We start from the raw sequence: 19137 nt of genomic DNA, 5'->3' as shown, positions 1-19137 counted from the left end.
AGGCGCCAGCGCTTATCTGCGTCCAATTCTGTTGCCTTTCGCCGGCGTTCGGTTCTGCTTCACGAATAATTCGGGTTAAATGTGCGAACGGGTTCTCGAGTATTCGGCGGTCAACGGCGCAGTTATGTGGCCGACTTGCTGGCCGGCACAATTTCCTTCTCTTTTCCAGGAAGCTCCGGGCTGCATGCGGGGCATTTCGAGCCGGCCTCTGCCTCAGGTAACAGCAGGGTATGACTTGTGGATTCCAGCTCCACGGCCCTACCCTTGGCATAGATCCTGTGCCGGCCTTTCGTATTGTGCCACTCGGTCAGTGTTGCCGTTTTGTGCCTGTTTTCGATAATCTGGCGCCATCCGACGCCCGTGTTGTAAGCGCAAAACGATACTTCCCCTTCCTCGGTTCCGTAAGGAATCACGCACATTTCCGTGCGCCGGAAATCGTAGGTCCACAGGTCCTGGAACAGCATTCCTTCAACGCATAGCACACGCCAGTCATCCTGGCCGGAGTGTATCTTCATCCGGTCATTCCTGTCGCTGTCGGGTCTTTCCGAGCTGGGCTTGAGCAGACTGATGATACGGGACAGGGGGAATCCCGCCGGAGCTTCCTTCGCCTTGTAGTTGCGCAAGATGGCCAGCGCCAGCTGGGCTGAAGTCAGCGTTTTTCCCCGCGCGCCGTCGGCAATGCTGATCACGTCCCGGGTAAACCGCTCGAAGTCCACGAATTTGGACAGCGGTGTCCATTCATGCGTACGGCGGTTGACCACCAGAAGACTGGTCACACCACAATCGGGATGGCAATTGCATGCGCTCCAACCCCACGGCGCGTCCGGGCCCTGGAGAATGTCCATCACGTTCGTCATCGCACTGTAGGTGGACAGCGGAAACCAGTCTCTCATCGGTTCCCAATCCCCGTGCATTTGGGTTTTCAGGTCCTCGACCATCTGAGACAGTGGATAGCGCTGTGCGTAGCGGGTCTGGTCGTCAACTTCCTCGTCCCTGCCCGAGAAAGAGATGGGCTGTAACACGACGGTCTGCACCTTGTCGATGTTCCTGACGGCAAAATTCACGATGGATCCGATCGCGTCGTTATTAATCCCGTTCACGATCGTGGCCACGAGTGTGGTTTTCATTCCGACCCGGGCGGTGTTCTCTATTGCCTGCAGCTTGACGTCGAGCAGGTTGGCTACACCACGATGCTGGTTTTTCTCGTTCGTGACGCCATCGAACTGCAGATACGTTCCATGCAGCCCGGCCTCGCGAGCCTGGCGCGTAAATTCCTCGCTCTGGGCAAACCGGATCCCGTTGGTAGCCGCCAGAATCCTGTAGAAGCCGAGCTTTTTGGCATAGGCGACCGATTCGAGAAAAAACGGAGAAAGTGTCGGCTCGCCGCCCGAGAACAGGATGATCACCTGGCGCCGCGGCTTGAACGAAACCGCACGATCCAGGATCGCCTTGACGATCTCGAAGCTCGGTTCGTGGACATACCCGACCTGGTTGGCGTCCATGAAGCAGGGGCCGCACATCATGTTGCAGCGGTTCGTCAGGTCGACCGTAAGCACGGTACCCCGGCCGTACTTGATCGAGGAAGGCCCGTGGCAATGGATGCCCGCGTCGTCGGCAATTTCGAAATCCCTGCCGAAAAACAGGTTTTCGATGCGGCGTGTAAAAGCCGGATTGGTCGAAAGCACATCTTCGAAGGGACCGTGCTTCTCGCACACCTTGCGCATGAGGATGCGGCCATTCTCCTCGAAAAGCTCGGCTCTGATTTCCCCGAGATGGCCGTTGATGACTGCAGCTGGGTCAAGCTCGCCCTTCACGATTTTGGCGCGCGCCTCCGGGATGCAGTGCGGGCAAAGCGAGTCGGTGACCCTAGGAAATCCAAGGGGAGGTGAGGTGCGCTGGCGGTTTTTGGGAATCCGGTCAGGGGCCCATCGGGGATGCGGAAGCCGGCCTTCGGGAATGTGCCGGTTGACTGTCTGGAAGGCGCGCCAGAGAAGGTCCGACGCCCCTCTTACCAGGGACGAGCCGGCCCATGTCCATAGCGGGCTGCGCTCGCGCTCCTCGCGGACAATATGATCTGTGTACATACACCCTGCTGTGATCTGTGCCGGTTGTGACCGGCCGCCTGTGTTCAGTAGCCGGAATCCGGTTACATGCGCCGAATCGACGGGCCCGATTAGCTTTATATGCTCGCTATTTCCCGGAAGTCCGGAGTCCGTCGCCGAATGCCGCGGTTCCCGGACACCTCAAAGCCGCACGGAACTCAGCAGAACACCTTAACAACTTTTCCACATCTCGTCTATTGAAATTCTTGCCGGCCTTACAGAAAGCTCCTCACGATGAGAAATATCTCAGCGAGTGCGAGGACCAGCAGGTGGCGATGCTCCCGATTCCGTTTGACGCGCGACCAGAGGAAAGAGGACGAACGTATGGGAGCCGCCTTGAAGTTCGGGAAGAACCTGGGAACCCGCCCGGCATACTCAAGAAATCCTTCCCCGTAGCCCTGCAACAGATCCTGCTCCTCTTTCTTCATGACTGGATAGTAAAGCGCGATATAGAGGATGCCAAACGGCAGCAGGAGCCAATATACCTGCCCGGCAAGAAGCACTCCGAGTGCCATGATAAGGGATCCGAGATAGAGCGGATTGCGCGTCATGGCATATGGCCCGCCGGTGGCCAGAGACTTGCCCTTGTCGATATGCCCGGCAGCCCAAAGCCGGAGAAGCGCCCCGAGAGCGGCGACCGCGCCTCCGACCACGAGAGACTGCCGCGACGGGTGCATGAACAGAAAAACCACCACCCCGATTCTGCACAGTGGCACGCGTATTTTCTGTGCAATTGTCTCCCAGGAAGACATGCGCTTATCCGGGATTATTCATGGGTGAATGAAAAAATGGATCTCTGGACGCGGAAAAACGCAGACGGACGCCGACCGTCTTGATTTTGTCGGCGGCCAATTTCCTGGTCTTATTCCAATCGCCATCCAATTACGCCGGGATCCCATTACTACCTGTTTTATTTTCCTACCGTCGTGTCTCGAGTGTACGGAACAGCCAGCCATTTTTTGGCTTCATCCTGGGCGCCGTTGGTATTGTCCTTGGTGTTGAGGGCTTTGTTATACTCCGCCAGTGCGCGCTGACGTTGGCCGAGAATATCGTAGATCTTCCCGATATAGACGTAGCACCAGACCTCGATCCACTTCGGGTCCTTGTCCCCATTCAGTGCGTCGCGGAACGTGTTCGCCGACGCCTGGAGGTTCATCTGTTCGAAAAACACTTCCGCCAGCCGGAAATGCGCAATCGATTTTCTCGGGAATAGTTTGAGGGCCTGTTCGTAAGCGCGGATGGCGCCGACGTAGTCGTTCTTTTCCTTGAGTTCGCTCCCGAGTGTGAGCTGCACTTTGAACTGGAGCTCCTCGGAGTCGCGCAGGAGCTTGCTGTCCGGATCGAGAATCACCTTTTGGGGCCACGAAAAGGTATTAACGTCGAAAGGAGTCGACTTGCCGTTGAGCTCGATGGTGGCGCGTTCGGTCTTTCCCTCGCCCTGGGCCTCAATCTCCAGCGGCATGCGGAAAAGGTCTCGATCCTGTGTCACGCTCCCGGAAACCCGGAAACCATCCCGGGTCTTATATATCTTGTAATCCACCTGCAGGTTGGGCACTCCGATCGTATCGATCCATTCGGCAAAGAACCACGCCAGCTCCTTGCCATAAACCTGTTCCGCCAGCTTTTGAAAACTGGCGGTCGAGCCGCCGGTGGCGGCAAACTGTTTGGCATACTGCTGGAGGAGACCGGCAAACTTCTCCGGACCCAGCATACCCTGGAGCATGTTCAGCACGTATGCCCCTTTCCCCGCGACGATCGATTGATAAAATTCGGTTCCGTACCCGAGGCCGACAGCGTCACGAATCGCGCTCTTGGACTCGTACTTCAGGCCCAGGACGGCAAGATTGTCGATCTCGTTTCTCAAGGCTTCAGGGCCGTTGCTCTGGCCGAGGAAAAGGGCGGCCGAGTAATAAGCCATGCCGTCCGCCAGCCAGAGGTCATTGGCACTGCGGACTCCGACCGTATCCATCCACCATTGATAGGCAGCGCGCCGGGCAAGCTCACGCATAGGCGGTGTGGAACCGGACAATTCCTTGTGAGTGACGAAAATCGTACCCAAGGTACCCGGAGCCAGGGCAAGCCTGTCGTCCACTTCGACCAGCCGGTAGCTCTTCCCCGTCGCCGAGTCGCCCCAGAGCTGCTGATAGTACTCCAGCGGCTTCACCAATGCTTCGGCAGTCTTGCGGATGGCCTCGATGTGATCCTCGCGGGCGAAAGTGTCGATCGTCAACTTGTCGAACTGAGCCTTGCGCTCGAAGTATCGGCCCGCCACGACCGAGGCCGCCATCACCGGCAGCTGTGACGACCAGCCGAATGTCTCTGTGACGTCATGCGTCACAATCGGCATCTGAGCGCCCGGGCCGACAGCGGTCATACCGAGGGGCACGGTCACCTCGACGCTCACCGTGGGGCGATCGCCGAACAGTTTGTTGATCGGAAACCACCTGGCCGGATAGAGAAGATAGGTGCCCTCGATGCCGATATAGGCGCTGCCCTGATCGCGCGTGAAGTTGCGGCTGTAGCGGTCCAGGTCAAACCCGCCGTTGTATTCCAGTTTGATTACGGTACTCTCTCCGTCGTTGAGCGCCTTGGGAAAGTGAATCGCGATGCTGCCGGGACCAGGATCGTCCTGGGTGAAATCCAGGTTTCCCCCGCGTTCGTCCGTAACCTTGAGCACCGACAGATTTTCGCTGAGCTGAAACACGACCACGTCGGTGGACTGGACCACGTTGAACTTGACGGTTGCAACCGCTTTCATTTCGTGGGGGTCGGGATCGAGAGTCAGTTGAATCGTGTAGTTCCCGACACTGATTTGGGGAACCGCGGAAGCCGGTCTCCTGGCCTGGGGATAGAGGCCGGTGCCCAGACCGAACACCAGTGTTGAAACAAGCAATAAGCGTTTGCCTACCATTCGCATTTGCATTCTTTTCACTCCAGGTACCCCGCCACCAGAGCAGCGGCCCTGTCGGAAGCGCAACGTGAGCCCAGCATACTGCGGACCGCAGCCAGACGCGCCCTCATTGTGGCGGCCTTTTCAGGCTGTTCCAGGTATTCCAGGGCTGCACGGGAAAGTGCCTCGGGGGTTGCTTTCCCCTGCAGGTACTCCGGGACAATCTCTTCCTTGGCAATCAAGTTTACCAGCCCCTTGTAGCGACTGCGAATCAATATATTTCCCACACTCCAGTTCAAGGGAGAAACCCGGTACGCAATCAGGAACGGAGTCCCCACCAGCGCCGCCTCCAGGGTGCTCGTGCCGCACTTGATGAATCCGAAATCCGAGTTGGCCAGGATGGTTCGCGCTGAAGCGGAAACCATACGGAATTGCATCCGGTCGCCATCTTCCCCCAATATTCTGGAGGCGATCCTGGCCACCTGGCCTGGATCGATATCCGGCGCCACGGAGACCAGGAACTGCGCCGGCAGACGGCGCAAAATCCGCCGTGATGCTTGCAGGAACGTGGGGAGCATATGCTCGACCTCCACGCGCCGGCTTCCGGGCAGCAGGGCGATCGTCCTGAGAAAGGGATTCAGTCCAAGCTCGGAGAGAAAGCTTTCCCGATCGCTGGTGGCGTCAAAGTCTTCCAGAATAGGATGCCCGACGAATTCCACGTTTACTCCCCGCACCCGATAATACTCTTCTTCAAACGGCAGGATGACCAGCATGCGGTCCACATACTGCCGAACGATCCTGACCCGGCCACTCCGCCACGCCCACAGCTGCGGGCTGATGTAATAGATAACTTTTATGCCCAGGCGTTTCAGTCTTTTCGCAAGCCGGAGGTTGAAGTCGGGAAAATCCATCAGTACGGCTGCGGAAGGGCGCCTTTGACGGCAGGTCTCTGTGAGCAGCCGGAAGGTCCGATAATAATCGCGCAGGTGGTGGACCGCCTCGCGCACTCCGATGCTGGCAAGGTTGCGGATGTGACACAGAATCTCGACTCCGGCCGCCTGCATCTCGTCCCCGCCGGTACCGAAAACCCTCAAGGGCCGCTCACCGCGCAGCATCCGCAGCTTCCGGACCAGATTCGCCCCGTAGCGATCCGCGGACGTTTCTCCGACCACAACCAGAATGGAACGCTCTTCCATGTTGGAATGATTCACAGAATCCCAAGGTGCCTAAGAACCGTTGTCGCGAGTGATCCATGCGCCGCCGAGTACCCTGTCGCCCTGATAAAACACGGCAGCCTGCCCCGGGGTAACTGCCATCTGTGGAACATCGAATTCGACCTGCACGGAACCGCCGGCGCTAGGCGTGACGGTGGCTGGAGCTTCCGCGTGCCGCGACCGGATTTTAACGGCCGCACGCAGGGGTTCGGCCGGTTCGGGAACGGCAATCCAGTTCGCGCGCTCGGCGCGGAAAACGCTCTTGGCCAGCCGGGAGCGCTCCGCCACGATCACTCGTTTCTCGCGCGGCTGAAGGTCGATCACATACAAGGGAGCGGAGTGCGCGATGCCCAGCCCGCGCCGCTGCCCGATCGTATAATGGTGGATGCCCGGATGAGTTCCCACCACCCTGCCTTCCGGGTCGACAATTTCGCCCGCGAAGGATTCCCTCCGGCCCCCTTCTTCGCGGAGATGCCTCTCGACGAAACTGGCGTAGTCCCCATCCGACACGAAGCAGATCTCCTGGCTTTCGGCCTTTTCGGCCACTTCCAGGCCGTATCGGCGCGCGATCTGCCGCACCGACGCCTTGTCGAGCCCGCCGAGCGGGAACATGGCTCGGGCCAGTTGCTCCTGGCGCAACTCGAACAGGAAATAGGATTGATCCTTCTCGAGATCGAGCCCCTTCAGGAGCAGGTACCTGCCGGTTTGTTCGTCGCGCGTGACACGCGCGTAGTGTCCGGTGGCCACATGGCCGGCCTCAACTTTCGCCGCGAGTTTCACCAGGTGATCGAACTTCATGCGCGAGTTGCAGAGAACACACGGTGACGGGGTAAGACCGTTGCGGTAGTCTTCGATGAAGGATTGCACGACCAACTGCTCGAATTCATGCTCGAAGTTGACGACGTAATGCGGGATGCCGAGCCGGGACGCGACCTGCCGGGCGTCATAGAGATCGTCGAGCGCACAGCAGCGTCCGGACCGTCGCACATCTTCCTCGGGCCCGTTGCGCCTCTGATCGTACAATTGCATGGAAAAACCGACGACATCGTAGCCCTCTTCCTTCAAAACCGCGGCGGCTGCAGAACTGTCCACACCGCCGCTCATCGCCACCGCCACGCGGCCACGCGTCATGATCCCGGCACCTCCACCGGCATCCACAGCACGCACGTCCTGACCAGATGAAGGTCTCTGAGGCCGGGATGAATGATGTACTCATCAATGTTGCCCACTCTCTCCTGATAGGAGTTCACCAGCCTTCGGATGTCCACGCGCGCCTCCGTCTCGAGCGTCTCGAGAGACTGATCCAGGTCCGGCTGCGACGGGTCCGGAGAGTGCAGCCCGGGCGCGTCCAGGGTCTGGGCCGTCAGCCCTGTCTTCAGAAAAAGCTCGGCGATCCTCTCGGCTGCCGCATGAAGTCTGCTTCGGGCCCGAGCCTGCTTGCGGTCCGTAACGAACTCTCCCTCCTTGCCACGGCCGACGAACTTCTGCTCGATGCGCGCGAGCCGCCGGTTGGCCACCTCGCGCAACACCTCCAACTCGCCGCGGAAGGATTCAGTGAAACCATCCAGGCAACGGGCCTGAAAATCCTCCAGGGTCTCGCCGGGGTGGGAGTAAATGTTCAGGGCGAAGTTGCGGTAGACCCGTGCCTCGGCATGACGCAGCACGTAAGCGAGATATTGGGTCTCGATCCGGGACAGAAGTTCTTCGGTTACGAATTCGGGCAGGCTGCGCAGCTTCGCCTGCTCCGGCTTCGAGGTCTGGAGGGCTGCCGGATCCACGGTCCGCACCATGTCAGGGGTCCAGAGCAGGTCCTCATCCAATGGTCCTATGTCCAGTATGTTGTTCAATCCGCAAGTCATATGGTAGCCCGACCGCACGTCGGCAAAATCGATTCTGGCTTCCACGAAGAAATGAGGGGCATACTCCTGGACCGGGGCGGAGGATATGGGGCGGAGAAACAGATGTTTGATCCTTCCGGGATGGTCAGGCTGCGCGCCGAATACTTGAGAATCCAATGACATAGAGCAGAATCCACCTCGTGCAAGAGAATAAGAATTCTACCATGATGCCTGATTCCCCGGAAGTAAAACGAAGGCGCTCCGGATCTTGGATCCTGGAACCCGGTTTGCGGGTTTGCATCGACGATCGGCGCCGTGAAGGAGTGAAAGATTTTTCAGTTCAAAATCCGCATTCCAAATTCCAAAATCTGTTACAATCGCTTGCCAGCCAAACCATCTATCAAAGAAGAGACGCCTATGAAAGAAATCATTGATTTTCGACTCAACGGCAAGCCCACCAAGCTGGAGGTCGAAGGCGACCGAATGCTGTTATGGGTGCTGCGTACGGACCTGAATCTCACGGGAACGAAGTTCGGCTGCGGCGCGAGCTTGTGCGGTGCATGCACGGTAGTAGTCAACAAGGAAGCGATGCGCTCTTGCCAGCTTCCTGTGAAAGAGGTGCGGGGCAAGGAGGTCGTTACCATCGAAGGATTGGAGACCAACGGCAACCTGCATCCACTCCAGAAAGCATTCGCCGAGCACGATGCTCTGCAATGCGGTTTCTGCACGCCCGGCATGATCATGACCGCCTACGGATTGATGTTGAAGAATCCGAAGCTCACCCGAGCCCAGATCATTGACGGCATGGAACAGAATCTGTGCCGTTGCGGCACTCATAAACGCATCGTCGAAGCAATCGAAAGTGTTGCCAAAAAGTGAGGCATATCATGGGAGATGAAAAATCCAAGGTTTTCGAAACGCCAGATTCGGCATCCGGACTCTCCCTGGACAGGCGCGACTTCTTCAAGCTCGTGGGCGGAGGCATCATCGTATGGTTCACGCTCGACGAAGCGGTCTTGTTGGGGCAGCGGGGGCCAAGCTATCCGGCCGATCTGAACGCCTATCTGAAGATCGGCGAGAATGGCAGGGTGACGGTTTATTCGGGAAAGATCGAGATGGGACAAGGAGTCGTCACATCACTCGCCCAGGAAGCGGCCGACGAGCTCGGTGTGGCGCTCGAATCGATCGACATGGTCATGGGTGATACGGATCTGTGCCCGCCCGACAGCGGGACCTATGGATCGATGTCGACTCGCTTCTTCGGTCCGTGGGTGAGGGCCGCAGCAGCCGAAGCCCGGGACATCCTGCTCGACCTGGCGGCGGAACAGCTCAAGACTCCGAAAGAGAAACTCAGCGTGGAGGCCGGAGCCGTCTTTGTTACCGCCGACAAGAAAACCCGGGTGACGTTCGCACAGCTGGCCAAGGGCCAGAAAATCATGCGCAAGACGCAGGCCGCCCCATTGTCGGCAACCAAGTTCCAGGCCCCGCCCGCCCACCCGACCCTCATGGGCAAAGCGACAAAACGAACCGATGCCGTGGCGAAAGTCACGGGCAAGGCAAAGTATGCGGGAGACATGCGCGAGCCGGGTATGCTGTATGCACGGATCCTGCGCCCGCCGGCACACGGCGCCACTCTGAAGAGCGTCAATACCTCGGCGGCAGAGAAAATGCCCGGGATCATCGTGGTCAACCAGGAAGGTCTGATCGCGGTGCTCCATCAGGATCCCGAAGCCGCAGAAAAGGCTCTCGCAAGCATCAAGGCCGAATTTAATATCCCCGTGCCGGCGGTCGACAATCTGACGATATTCGACCACATCCTCAAATCGAGCCCTCGAGCTCAGGAGAACGATGCCAGAGGCGATCTCACCGCAGGGGAGAAAGCCGCTGCAACGGTATTCGAGGGTAAGTATGTAACGGCCTACGGCGCCCATGCGCCTATCGAAACTCATACTGCTCTGGCAAAGATCGAAGGCGGAAAGGCGACGGTCTGGATTTCCACCCAGGGTCCCTTCCCGAACCAGCGACAAATAGTTCAGGCTCTCGGTTTCACACCCGAGAATGTCCGGGTCATCACCCCATTCGTCGGCGGCGGTTTCGGCGGCAAGAATCCCGCCCCGCAGGCGGTTGAGGCGGCAAGACTGGCGAAAATCACCGGAAAACCCGTGCAGGTGATGTTCAGCCGGGCGGAGGAGTTCTTCTACGATACTTACAGGCCGGCTGGGGTCGTCAAGATCAAATCAGGCATCACCGCTGCAGGCAAGATCTGTCTGTGGGACTACAATGTCTATGCCGCGGGAGCGAGAAGCTCCGAGCAGTTCTACGATGTTCCCAACAGTATTATCAGGGTCTATGGCCAGGGCATGGGAGGCGGCGGCAGCGTTCATCCTTTCGGCACCGGCGCCTGGCGAGCCCCGGGTGCGCCGGTGAACGTCTTTGCGCGCGAGTCGCAGATCGACATCATGGCAGCAAGCGCCAAGATGGATCCGCTGGAATTCCGCCTGAACAACACCTCCGACCTGAGAATGCGGACGGTACTCCAGGCGGCGGCGGACCAATTCCCATGGAAAAAGGCAGCTGCTCCCAGCGGCCGCGGTTATGGCATCGCCTGCGGCATCGACGCCGAGACTTATGTTGCGCAAATTGTCGAGGTCGCAGTCGACAAAGCCAGCGGGAAAGTAAAGGTGAAGCGCGTCGTATGTGCCCAGGATATGGGCTTTGCCGTCAATCCCGAGGGTGCCAAGATGCAGATGGAAGGATGCATCACCATGGGATTGGGATACACCCTGTCGGAAGACATCAGCTTCAAGGGGGGCCAGATCTTTACCACCAATTTTGACACCTATGAAATTCCCCACTTTTCGGGAGTGCCCGCAATTGAAGCGATTCTGGTGAAGAATGACGAGTTGGCACCCAAGGGTGGGGGCGAACCTGCCATCGTGCCCCTGGGTGGGGCCGTCGCCAATGCGATCTTCGACGCGAGCGGCGCCCGCCTGTATCAATTCCCGATGACTCCCGAAAGAATCAAAGAGGCGTTAAAAAAAGCCTGATACTGTCCCCTGCAAACAACCGCCAAAACAGCGAAGACCTCAGAGCCATAAAAGCCCTGAGGTCTTCGGGGTATCGGCGGTCCGCTCGCTGACCCGGATTATTCATGAATGTGCGACCAAAATGCAATTTTGGACGCGGAAAAACGCTGACCGCCGCCGACCGTTCGGCCTTAGTCGGCGTGCGCTTCATGAATAATTCAGGCTAAAGCCTGTCAGTTGGCGCTGTTCGGGGCAAGAGCTCCGTTGCCGGTCAGTGCATTGTAAATATCCTTGAACTCCTGTCTCCCATAGAAGAGGCGGGACTTCACGGTCCCAACCGGGCAGTGCAGGATGCGGGCGATCTCCGGGATGGTGTTTCCTTCCATGTCGTGCAGTCGTACTACAACCCCCTGCTTTTCGGACATGCGCACAAAAACTTCTTCCACGAACGCCTTCAATTCGCTGGTCATCGTATACCTGAGCGGGTCGACATATGGGGTTGGGCTGGCTGGAAACTCCCTCGCAGCCGTGTCTTCATCCAGCGCGACAAAGCGCTTGTTGCGCCCTTTCCGAATCATTCCCAGGCATACATTCACTGTGATCCGGCTTACCCAGGTCGAAATCTTGGAAGCCCCCCTGAAGCGGGTGATGCCACGATAGATGTTGATAAGCGTCTCTTGAAGCGCATCCTCCGCCCACGACTCCTCTCCCAGGATGCGGAAGGCGGTGTTGAAAATCCTTCGGTTATAGAGCGCCAGGAGCGCGTTGCAGGCTTCGGGATCGTCCCTGCGGCAGCGATTCAGCAGCCTCGATCCCACCTCTTCTTGATCCAATCTTTCCGTCGTTTCCATATTCCCTCGCGAACCCCCGAACATAAACAACAGTCACCCCTTCTAAAGCAAACCGAGGGCCAATCCCGATCCGAAGGGATCATTGAGATAAGATCAATCATCTCAGCGATTTATGCGATTACGCGCGAAACCCTCGAAAAGCAGCAACTGTACATTTCGTGGGCAAGGTTAGCAGCCATTTTGTTAAGTCCCTATAAAACAACAAGATATGTGTGTCAATTTGTTAGACAGCAAAATGGTATCAAAAGTGACAAGTTCCACCTGGATGGCTCCTGACTTCGACGTATTGCGATCAGGCGGGCAGGTGCATGCGTCTGAGTTTTTCGAGCAGCGACTGGCGGCTGATGCCCAGGGCACGGGCTACACGTGATTTGTTGTGTTGAAATCGCTCCATGGTGTTGCGGATCATTTCTTCCTCGAGATTCTGCACGGCAATCTTGAGGTTTCCATCTGGAGGAGGGGAAGACCTCTGGCGCTGCCGGATGTGGTCAGAGAGGAATTCCGGACCGATCTCCTTTTCGAGTTCAGCCAGCAGCACGAGCCTCTCGATCTCGTTCTGCAATTCGCGCACGTTGCCCGGCCAGCTGTAGGCCTCCAGCAGATTCCGTGTTTCCATCTTGAAGTGGCCGATCTTCCGGTTCAGCCTGATGGAAAACTGCTTCAGGAAATATTCCGCGAGCGGAAGGATGTCTTTAGTGCGCTCGCGCAGCGGCGGGATGGTCACGGAAAAGACATTGATGCGGAAATAGAGGTCCTGGCGGAAGCGACCGGCATCGACTTCGGCGCGCAGGTCCCGGTTGGTCGAGGCGATGAGGCGGACATCGACGCTCTTGGGCTGGTGAAACCCGACAGGCATGATTTCTCCTTCCTGGATGACCCGCAACAGCTTGACCTGCAGTTCGGCAGGCGCCTCGCCGATCTCATCCAGGAAGATGGTTCCCCCGTCGGCCATCTCGAAAAAGCCCTTTTTATCGAGGCTGGCGCCGGTGAAGGCGCCTTTGGCATGACCGAAGAACTCGCTCTCGACCAGTTCTCTGGGGATAGCTCCACAGTTCACGGGTATGAAGATCCGGTCGCGACGGTTGCTCTCGTTGTGAATAAAACGTGCGACGAGCTCCTTCCCTGTCCCTGTCTCCCCCTGAATCAGGACGGTGGTCTCCGTTCCGGTCACCCGGCGCAGCAGCTTGAGGATGTTCTCCATCTCGGCACTGCCATAGATGATGGCCTGGGAACGATCTTCCAGTTCCGCCTTCCGGCGCAGAATGATGTTCTCTGAACGCAAGCGTTCATTGGCTTCCTGAAGCTCGGCGGCAAGGCGTTCGTTTTCGCGCTGCAGCTCACGCTTCTCCAGGGCTTCCCGCACCGCCATGCGCAGGTCATCGGGCGCCCACGGCTTGGTGATGTACTTGTGAACTTTGCTGGCGTTGATTGCGGCGATCAGATCATTCACTTCGGCGTACCCCGTGAGAATGATGCGCACGAGGTCGGGGTGATCTTTGCGGGCCGCGTCGAGGAACTCGATACCGGTCATGTTGGGCATCTTCTGATCGGTGATCACGGCGTCGATCGGGTGGGATTTCAGGATCTGCAGGGCTTCCTCCCCGGTCTGTGCCAGGTGCACAGTGTACTGATCCACAAAGGTACGGTGCATCTTCTGCAGGTTCGCGGGCTCGTCGTCAATCAGGAGCAAATCGTATTTTTTCACTGTTCAGCCTTCTCCTGGAAGATCGGCAGGCGCACGGTGAAGATGGAGCCGCCGCCCGGAGCATTTGCGACGAAGATTCTCCCGTGGTGCTGCTCGACGATGCCATAGCTGATGCTCAGGCCGAGTCCCGTTCCCTGGCCGACCGCCTTGGTCGTGAAAAAGGGTTCGAAAATGCGCTTCAGGTTCTCGCGAGGGATGCCGTGGCCGTTGTCCTGGATCTCTACCTGGACCACCCCGTCAGCGGCCCGGGTGCGAATCCACACATCGCCCTTGTCGCCGATGGCGTGGAAAGCGTTCGAGAGCAGGTTCATGAACACCTGACTGAGCTTCCCTGAATAGCCCTGGACTTTGGGGATTTCGCCGTACTCCCGGTGGATCTCGACGCGTTCTTTGTACTGGTTGCGAAGCAGGTTGAGCGAGATCTCGATCGAGGCGTGCACGTCAATCTCGGACATCGTGTAGCTGTCCATGCGCGAGAAGGTACGCAAATCGGAAACGATGTTGTTGATCCGGCTGGCGCCCTCCGTGAAATTATCGATCAGGGTGGGCAGGTCTTCCCGGATGAAGTTGTAGTTGATACTCTCCTTGATGCCGGTGATCCGGGCGCGATCCTCCGGCGACAGGCTCGGCATACCGTCATACGCCTCCAGCAGGGCCTGAAGCTTGCGCGTGTAGTCGGAGAGAAAGCTGGTATTGCCGTAAATGAAGTTGAGCGGGTTTTTGATCTCGTGGGCAATCCCCGCCACCAGTTGTCCCAGGGAGGCCATTTTCTCGGTGTGAACGAGCTGTTCCTGGGTATTCTGAAGATCCAGGTAGGCCTTCTTGAGCGCCTCGTGGGAGCTTTCCAACTCCCTGGTGCGCTGGCGCACCATGTCTTCGAGGTTGCGGTTGAGCTCCTGAAGCTGATTCTCGCGGGCCTCGAGGGCGCCCGCCATATCGTTAAACGTCGCACCGAGAATTCCCACTTCATCGGACGATCGTATCAGCACCCGTTGTGCCAGGTTTCCCTGAGCGATGGTCTGGGCAGTGTGGATCAGGTTCTTGAGCGGCACCGTGATCCCCTGTGCAACCAGGAACGTGAAAATCACCACCAGGATGGTAAGCAGCAGGGTCGCGCCGGCCAGCCACCAGCTCAGGTTCTTGATCGGGCGGAAGATGTCGGTTTCGTCCACGCCCACGCCGACGATCCAGCCGAGGGAGGTGTCGGCAATCGGGGCGATCCCTGATTCCTTCTTGTTGCCGGCGGGAAACTCGTAAGCGAAGGTGCGCTCCTGCAGCACGATCGCATCGTGCAGGTTCTTCAATCCATGATCCTGGATGATCCGCGTGTTGTAAAGATTCTGGGCGTTGGGCGGATAGGACTGCGGCTCAATATCGGCCCTGTTCAACCGGTATTTGTGCCCGATGATCGTGTTGATGTCCTTCGCATACATGAAGGCGTATCCGGTCCTGAGGCCCTGGTTAGCAAGATCCGGCTCCACGCTGTCGAGAATGCCCTGAATGTAGGACCAGTTGATGATGCCGATCCAAACCCCGATAATCTCATGGGTCGAGGGATTGCTCATGGGCTCGGAAAACGCGACGTTGTACTGATAGCTCACGTCTTCGTTCCGATAGTCATATAATTTCTGGACCAGCATGGACTGGTACCAATCGTGCTGCGAAACCTCACCACGGATGGACTTGGTAAATAGCTCCTTCTCAGCCGGATACTCGGTGATGTCCTCACCGATGCGATCCGGCGACAGGAGCCGTTGACCGAACCGATTCACCGTGTTTATGGCGACGATCTTTCCCCGATTGTCCAGAACGGCTAAGATGTCATAGACTTCGTTGTAGAGGCAGAAGTTGTTCAGCAGCGGAACCATGCTCCCGCGAGCCTGCTCGCCAAGCGACGGGTAGATCAGCGAGAAAGTGGTGGCCATGGACGCCACCTCCTGCTTCTGGCTGCGGAGCATAATGTCGATCTTGTCGGCGGTGTCCTGAGCCTTGTTCTTGAGAACCAACTGGATCCGGTCTTCCGCGATCTGTCTGCTGCCGACGAAGTAGGAAAACACGGAAATCCCCATCAGCGGCAGTAGCGAGAGCACGATCATCAGGACCAGCAGCTTGTTGCGCACACTCCTGAAGGCGACAAAATGTGAACCTATGCGAACGTCAGTGTTTGCCATCGATGCGCTTTTGTATCCTCCCGGCACCGGCCGGATAGCCCATCCGCACCCCCGGATACTCTGATGAAAGGAAGTCATCCTGACTGAAAAGGTTCATATCCTGAAACTTTCTGTTCCGCCCAAGGTTTTCATTAATGGTTGATGAGCCCATGGATTCGATCGATTCGGATGCGGCACTGATGGTTGCTTTTCAGCACGGTAACTCTGAGGCATTTGATCAGCTTCTGGACAAGTATCACAAGCCTATTGTCAATTTTATTTACAAAATTGTCAATAACTCAGCGGAAGCTGAAGAACTGGCGCAGGAAGTCTTCCTCAGGATCTACAAGGCTCGTCACGGTTATGAACCGCGGGCGAGGTTCGCTGCCTGGATATACAGGATCGCAACCAATCTGAGCCTGAAGGAGGCAGACCGGAAGCGTCGCATGCGTTTCTGGACCCGCAACAACAATTCCCATGAGGACTCCGCTGCCGAAGAAGAGAGACTCCGCGATCCGGAACCGGATGCCGAACGACAGCTGGTTTCCTCCGAATTGGGAATCGTTATCCGCCGCGCGATCAGCTCGCTGCCGCGGAACGAGAGGGTAGCCCTGGTACTCAGGCGCTATGAGGATTTGAGCTACAAAGAGATAGCAGGGATCATGGATTGCACGGAGGCGGCGGTCAAGACCTACATCCACCGCGGCAAGCTGCATGTGCGCGACCGGATTCTCCCTTATCTGCAGAAAGGAAGGATTTAAATGCGCTGCAATCGTGCGCGCCGGATGCTGGCGCAGAAGGCATCGCAGGACATCAGTATTCACGACGAGCATCTGCTGGCGGATCACCTGAGTGCCTGCGCCGAATGCGCCAGGCTGGAAGAGGAGCTCGAGCGCACCTGGAGCGCTCTTGGCTGTCATCCGACCGTGGAGCCCTCTGCGGACTTCCTTTTCAGGATCAAAGCCAGGCTTCAGGCTGGGGAGGTGGCGCCCGGTGGGTTGTGGAACCGGCTGCCTGCCCTGCGATGGCAGTGGGTGGCGTTGGCGGGCTGTGCCTTGCTTGCGGCGGTGTTGTTGACAAAGGGCGGGCAATTGCGCCAGCCCCCACAGTCTCCTGAGCCGGGGAAGAACATCACGGCCAATCATGATCGCTGGGATGAGCAGTTCCTGGATGATCTGGAACAGACACTGCAATATTCGGCTGCCGATGCTCTCTCCGCCTACGACTCATGGCCTGTTACAGCTTTGGATACTCCGGGCCCGGAAGCATCGCGGTCGAGGCCGGCCGTCAAATTGAAAAAGAAGGAGCCTTTGTTATGAGGAAGCGAATCAGCATTGCCTGGATCGGTCTCCTTGCCTTGTTCATGGTTGAGGGCGCTCTGGCCCAGGGAGTATTAAAGGACATTCCCCTGGGCAAGTGGTGGACGAACAAACGCATCATCCAGGAACTCAGGCTCACCCCGGAGCAGCAATCGAAGATAGATGCCGTGTGGACGCAGAACAGCAGAAACCTGATCGACCAGCAGGCAGAGTTCAAGAAACTTCAATTGGACCTTTCGGAACTTCTGGCTAAGGATTCGATCGACGAGGCTGCCGCCATGAAGGTGTTTGAAGCACTTCAGCAGGCGAGGCTGAGCCTCGAGCGCGGTACATTCTTAATGCGTCTCCAGATCAAGAACCTGCTCTCGCCGGAACAGCAGCAGAAGGTCGAAATGATCTCCGAACGCCAGCGCCAGCAGAAGGCAAAGAACGACGCTGCCGCTGCCGGTTCGGCACCACCGCCGGTGAAAAAATCGGGCCGCTGAGCATCCGATCCGCAAAATCAAAACTGCCGGCGGCCGTCTGCGTTTTTCGGCGTCCAGAGATCCATTTTTGCCATTCATTCATGAGCAATCCGGACACGGGCGGAACCTCGAACCGGCTATTTCTCGATGTCCGGTAAAAAACCCGGGCCACCAAGAACACCGGGAACACGAATTGAACCCTCGTGTTCCCGGTGTTGGTCGTGGCGGCTTCGGTTTCAGTAGAGTCCTCTGGATTTCAGTTCTGCAGCGAACTGGCCGGAATTCAGGAATTGAAAGGCACCGATACCCAGATCCTGAGCGGCCTTCACATTCGCTTCCTGGTCGTCCACAAACAGCACTTCGGAAGCGCTCGTCTGCATCTTTTCCAAGGCACTGAGAAAAATCCGGGCATCAGGCTTGAGCGCGCCCACCTCGTGGGAGAGCACGAAGCCTTCGAAATGGCGTAAAAAACTGAAGTGGCGTGCCAAAAAATCAAAGTGAAACTCGTTGGTATTGGAGATGACCCACATGCGGATTTTGCGCGCCAGCACGGCGAGCAGTTCATCGGGAATCATGGGCTGCCCGAGTACGGAGTCCCATGCCTCCAGGAAGTCCGGCCAGGGTACAGAGATTCCGATGCGCCGGCACACCTCATGATAGAATTGCGTTCCTTCGAGCTTTCCTGTTTCGAATCTCTGCACGAGGCCATCCGCCGTGAGCATAACCTGGAGTTGCGGGGGTTCGAGCCCCGTAAGCGCCTTCATCTTCTCGCCGAGGGTCCCGTAATTCAAGTCGATAAGAACCATGCCGAGATCGAGGAGCAGGCAGCGGGTGGGGCCCGGGCTCATTCTCTTCTCCTGAGCGCCCAATCGACGGCTGCCTGGGCAAGCACGCGCGTGGCGTTCACAACCGGATAATCCACGCGGCCGGCATTAAATCCCAGGGGGATCTCAGTGCACCCCAGAATGACGGCCATTGCCCCCCGCGCCACGAGCGCGGCACCGATCCGCTCAAAAGTCTCCTGCCGTGTGCGATCGTAGCTGCCGGCCTTGATCTGGAAAATGGCCTGCTGAATGCTCTCCTGATCGCCCGGATCCGGCACGAGCACTTCCATACCGTGCCGCCCAAATACGTCGCGATAGACTCCGCTCAGGATCGTTCCCTTCGTCGCCAACAGCCCAACGGCTTGAGCATCCCCGATCCGGGTACGCGTGCTCAGGTACGTCTCTTCGATCATATCTAGGATTGGGATGCTCACCTCCGGCCTCAACCTGGGCAAATAATAATGTGCGGTGTTGCACGGCATGGCCAGGATTCCGGCACCTGCGGTCTCCAGTGTCACGGCAGCCTTGACCAGGTAAGGGGTCGGATCTTCCCCGCCATGAAGAATCGCACCGGTCCGCTCGGGAACCCGGGGATCCGAATAGATTAGAATCGGTATGTGCTCCTGATCTTTCTTTGCAGGGGTAAGTTGAATGATTTCCCGGAAAAAGTCGACGGTGGCTTCCGGCCCCATCCCACCCAAGATTCCGATTACGCGATCCGGCATGTTGTTTCTCCTTCTCTGCTGCAGCGGTG

At 57.8% G+C, this 19137-nt stretch carries 16 protein-coding genes; 5 read left to right on the top strand and 11 right to left on the bottom strand.

The window, feature by feature from the left end; all coding sequences use genetic code 11:
- Positions 1 to 122: 122 nt before the first annotated feature.
- The 6 genes from LAP85_23110 to LAP85_23085 all read right to left on the bottom strand — a co-directional run bounded on the left by LAP85_23110 (position 123) and on the right by LAP85_23085 (position 8227).
- A complete protein-coding gene (locus LAP85_23110) occupies positions 123 to 2084 on the bottom strand; it encodes a radical SAM protein (protein MBZ5499298.1) in 1962 nt (653 codons plus the stop codon).
- Positions 2085 to 2317: 233 nt separating this feature from the next.
- On the bottom strand, positions 2318 to 2818 hold the full coding sequence (locus LAP85_23105) for an isoprenylcysteine carboxylmethyltransferase family protein (protein ID MBZ5499297.1): 501 nt from the start codon (positions 2816 to 2818) through the stop codon (positions 2318 to 2320).
- A gap of 194 nt (positions 2819 to 3012) precedes the next feature.
- Entirely contained in the window at positions 3013 to 5025 is a 2013-nt protein-coding gene (locus LAP85_23100) for a hypothetical protein (protein MBZ5499296.1), read from the bottom strand.
- A gap of 5 nt (positions 5026 to 5030) precedes the next feature.
- Positions 5031 to 6203, bottom strand: coding sequence for a lipid-A-disaccharide synthase (gene lpxB, locus LAP85_23095; GenBank protein MBZ5499295.1), 1173 nt, complete (start codon positions 6201 to 6203; stop codon positions 5031 to 5033).
- Positions 6204 to 6218: 15 nt separating this feature from the next.
- Positions 6219 to 7337: a tRNA 2-thiouridine(34) synthase MnmA gene (mnmA, locus tag LAP85_23090; GenBank protein MBZ5499294.1), complete on the bottom strand. Its 1119-nt coding sequence runs from the start codon at positions 7335 to 7337 to the stop codon at positions 6219 to 6221.
- Positions 7334 to 8227 carry a hypothetical protein gene (locus LAP85_23085; protein MBZ5499293.1) on the bottom strand — a complete coding sequence of 298 codons (894 nt, stop codon included), beginning with the start codon at positions 8225 to 8227 and terminating at the stop codon, positions 7334 to 7336. The genes mnmA and LAP85_23085 overlap by 4 nt, the downstream gene beginning before the upstream one ends.
- A 234-nt stretch (positions 8228 to 8461) precedes the next feature.
- On the opposite strand from LAP85_23085, the gene LAP85_23080 reads away from it, so the two are divergent.
- Together LAP85_23080 and LAP85_23075 are read left to right on the top strand one after the other, a co-directional pair.
- Positions 8462 to 8923, top strand: coding sequence for a (2Fe-2S)-binding protein (locus LAP85_23080; protein MBZ5499292.1), 462 nt, complete (start codon positions 8462 to 8464; stop codon positions 8921 to 8923).
- 8 nt (positions 8924 to 8931) lie between these two features.
- A complete protein-coding gene (locus LAP85_23075) occupies positions 8932 to 11091 on the top strand; it encodes a molybdopterin-dependent oxidoreductase (protein ID MBZ5499291.1) in 2160 nt (719 codons plus the stop codon).
- A 212-nt stretch (positions 11092 to 11303) separates the two neighbouring features.
- Here the strand turns inward: LAP85_23075 and LAP85_23070 are convergent, their stop codons facing one another.
- The 3 genes from LAP85_23070 to LAP85_23060 form a co-directional block, all read right to left on the bottom strand.
- A complete protein-coding gene (locus LAP85_23070) occupies positions 11304 to 11921 on the bottom strand; it encodes an RNA polymerase sigma factor (GenBank protein ID MBZ5499290.1) in 618 nt (205 codons plus the stop codon).
- A 292-nt stretch (positions 11922 to 12213) separates the two neighbouring features.
- A complete protein-coding gene (locus tag LAP85_23065) occupies positions 12214 to 13626 on the bottom strand; it encodes a sigma-54 dependent transcriptional regulator (protein MBZ5499289.1) in 1413 nt (470 codons plus the stop codon).
- Positions 13623 to 15797: a HAMP domain-containing protein gene (locus tag LAP85_23060; protein MBZ5499288.1), complete on the bottom strand. Its 2175-nt coding sequence runs from the start codon at positions 15795 to 15797 to the stop codon at positions 13623 to 13625. Before LAP85_23060 ends, LAP85_23065 begins: the two co-directional genes overlap by 4 nt.
- A 149-nt stretch (positions 15798 to 15946) precedes the next feature.
- Here LAP85_23060 and LAP85_23055 point away from each other — a divergent pair, with 149 nt between their 5' ends.
- Genes LAP85_23055 through LAP85_23045 form a run of 3 tightly spaced genes read left to right on the top strand, consistent with a single transcriptional unit; the run spans position 15947 to position 17580 of the window.
- The gene (locus LAP85_23055; GenBank protein ID MBZ5499287.1) at positions 15947 to 16537 is read left to right on the top strand and encodes a sigma-70 family RNA polymerase sigma factor; all 591 of its coding nucleotides are present in this window, start codon (positions 15947 to 15949) and stop codon (positions 16535 to 16537) included.
- The gene (locus tag LAP85_23050; GenBank protein ID MBZ5499286.1) at positions 16538 to 17095 is read left to right on the top strand and encodes a hypothetical protein; all 558 of its coding nucleotides are present in this window, start codon (positions 16538 to 16540) and stop codon (positions 17093 to 17095) included.
- Positions 17092 to 17580, top strand: coding sequence for a Spy/CpxP family protein refolding chaperone (locus LAP85_23045; protein MBZ5499285.1), 489 nt, complete (start codon positions 17092 to 17094; stop codon positions 17578 to 17580). The genes LAP85_23050 and LAP85_23045 overlap by 4 nt, the downstream gene beginning before the upstream one ends.
- 215 nt (positions 17581 to 17795) lie before the next feature.
- On the opposite strand, the gene LAP85_23040 is transcribed toward LAP85_23045, so the two are convergent.
- Positions 17796 to 18407 (bottom strand): HAD family phosphatase, encoded by a 612-nt coding sequence (locus tag LAP85_23040; GenBank protein ID MBZ5499284.1) that lies wholly within the window; start codon positions 18405 to 18407, stop codon positions 17796 to 17798.
- Complete coding sequence (locus LAP85_23035) at positions 18404 to 19108, bottom strand: amino acid racemase (GenBank protein ID MBZ5499283.1); 705 nt, start codon at positions 19106 to 19108, stop codon at positions 18404 to 18406. Before LAP85_23035 ends, LAP85_23040 begins: the two co-directional genes overlap by 4 nt.
- Positions 19109 to 19137 lie beyond the last annotated feature (29 nt).

This window comes from Terriglobia bacterium (assembly GCA_020072565.1).
GTDB lineage: Bacteria > Acidobacteriota > UBA6911 > UBA6911 > UBA6911 > JAFNAG01.
Note: the sequence above shows the minus strand (reverse complement) of the source record. Positions and strands in the feature narration are given on the sequence as shown.

Excerpts from the sequence above, each read along its gene's own strand:
- mnmA (MBZ5499294.1), bottom strand. The coding sequence starts at position 7,337 with ATGACGCGTGGCCGCGTGGCGGTGGCGATGAGCGGCGGTGTGGACAGT.
- LAP85_23080 (MBZ5499292.1), top strand. The coding sequence starts at position 8,462 with ATGAAAGAAATCATTGATTTTCGACTCAACGGCAAGCCCACCAAGCTG.
- LAP85_23045 (MBZ5499285.1), top strand. The coding sequence starts at position 17,092 with ATGAGGAAGCGAATCAGCATTGCCTGGATCGGTCTCCTTGCCTTGTTC.
- LAP85_23040 (MBZ5499284.1), bottom strand. The coding sequence starts at position 18,407 with ATGAGCCCGGGCCCCACCCGCTGCCTGCTCCTCGATCTCGGCATGGTT.
- LAP85_23100 (MBZ5499296.1), bottom strand. The coding sequence starts at position 5,025 with ATGCAAATGCGAATGGTAGGCAAACGCTTATTGCTTGTTTCAACACTG.
- LAP85_23050 (MBZ5499286.1), top strand. The coding sequence starts at position 16,538 with ATGCGCTGCAATCGTGCGCGCCGGATGCTGGCGCAGAAGGCATCGCAG.
- LAP85_23085 (MBZ5499293.1), bottom strand. The coding sequence starts at position 8,227 with ATGTCATTGGATTCTCAAGTATTCGGCGCGCAGCCTGACCATCCCGGA.
- LAP85_23055 (MBZ5499287.1), top strand. The coding sequence starts at position 15,947 with ATGGATTCGATCGATTCGGATGCGGCACTGATGGTTGCTTTTCAGCAC.
- LAP85_23075 (MBZ5499291.1), top strand. The coding sequence starts at position 8,932 with ATGGGAGATGAAAAATCCAAGGTTTTCGAAACGCCAGATTCGGCATCC.
- LAP85_23110 (MBZ5499298.1), bottom strand. The coding sequence starts at position 2,084 with ATGTACACAGATCATATTGTCCGCGAGGAGCGCGAGCGCAGCCCGCTA.
- LAP85_23035 (MBZ5499283.1), bottom strand. The coding sequence starts at position 19,108 with ATGCCGGATCGCGTAATCGGAATCTTGGGTGGGATGGGGCCGGAAGCC.
- LAP85_23070 (MBZ5499290.1), bottom strand. The coding sequence starts at position 11,921 with ATGGAAACGACGGAAAGATTGGATCAAGAAGAGGTGGGATCGAGGCTG.
- LAP85_23060 (MBZ5499288.1), bottom strand. The coding sequence starts at position 15,797 with ATGGCAAACACTGACGTTCGCATAGGTTCACATTTTGTCGCCTTCAGG.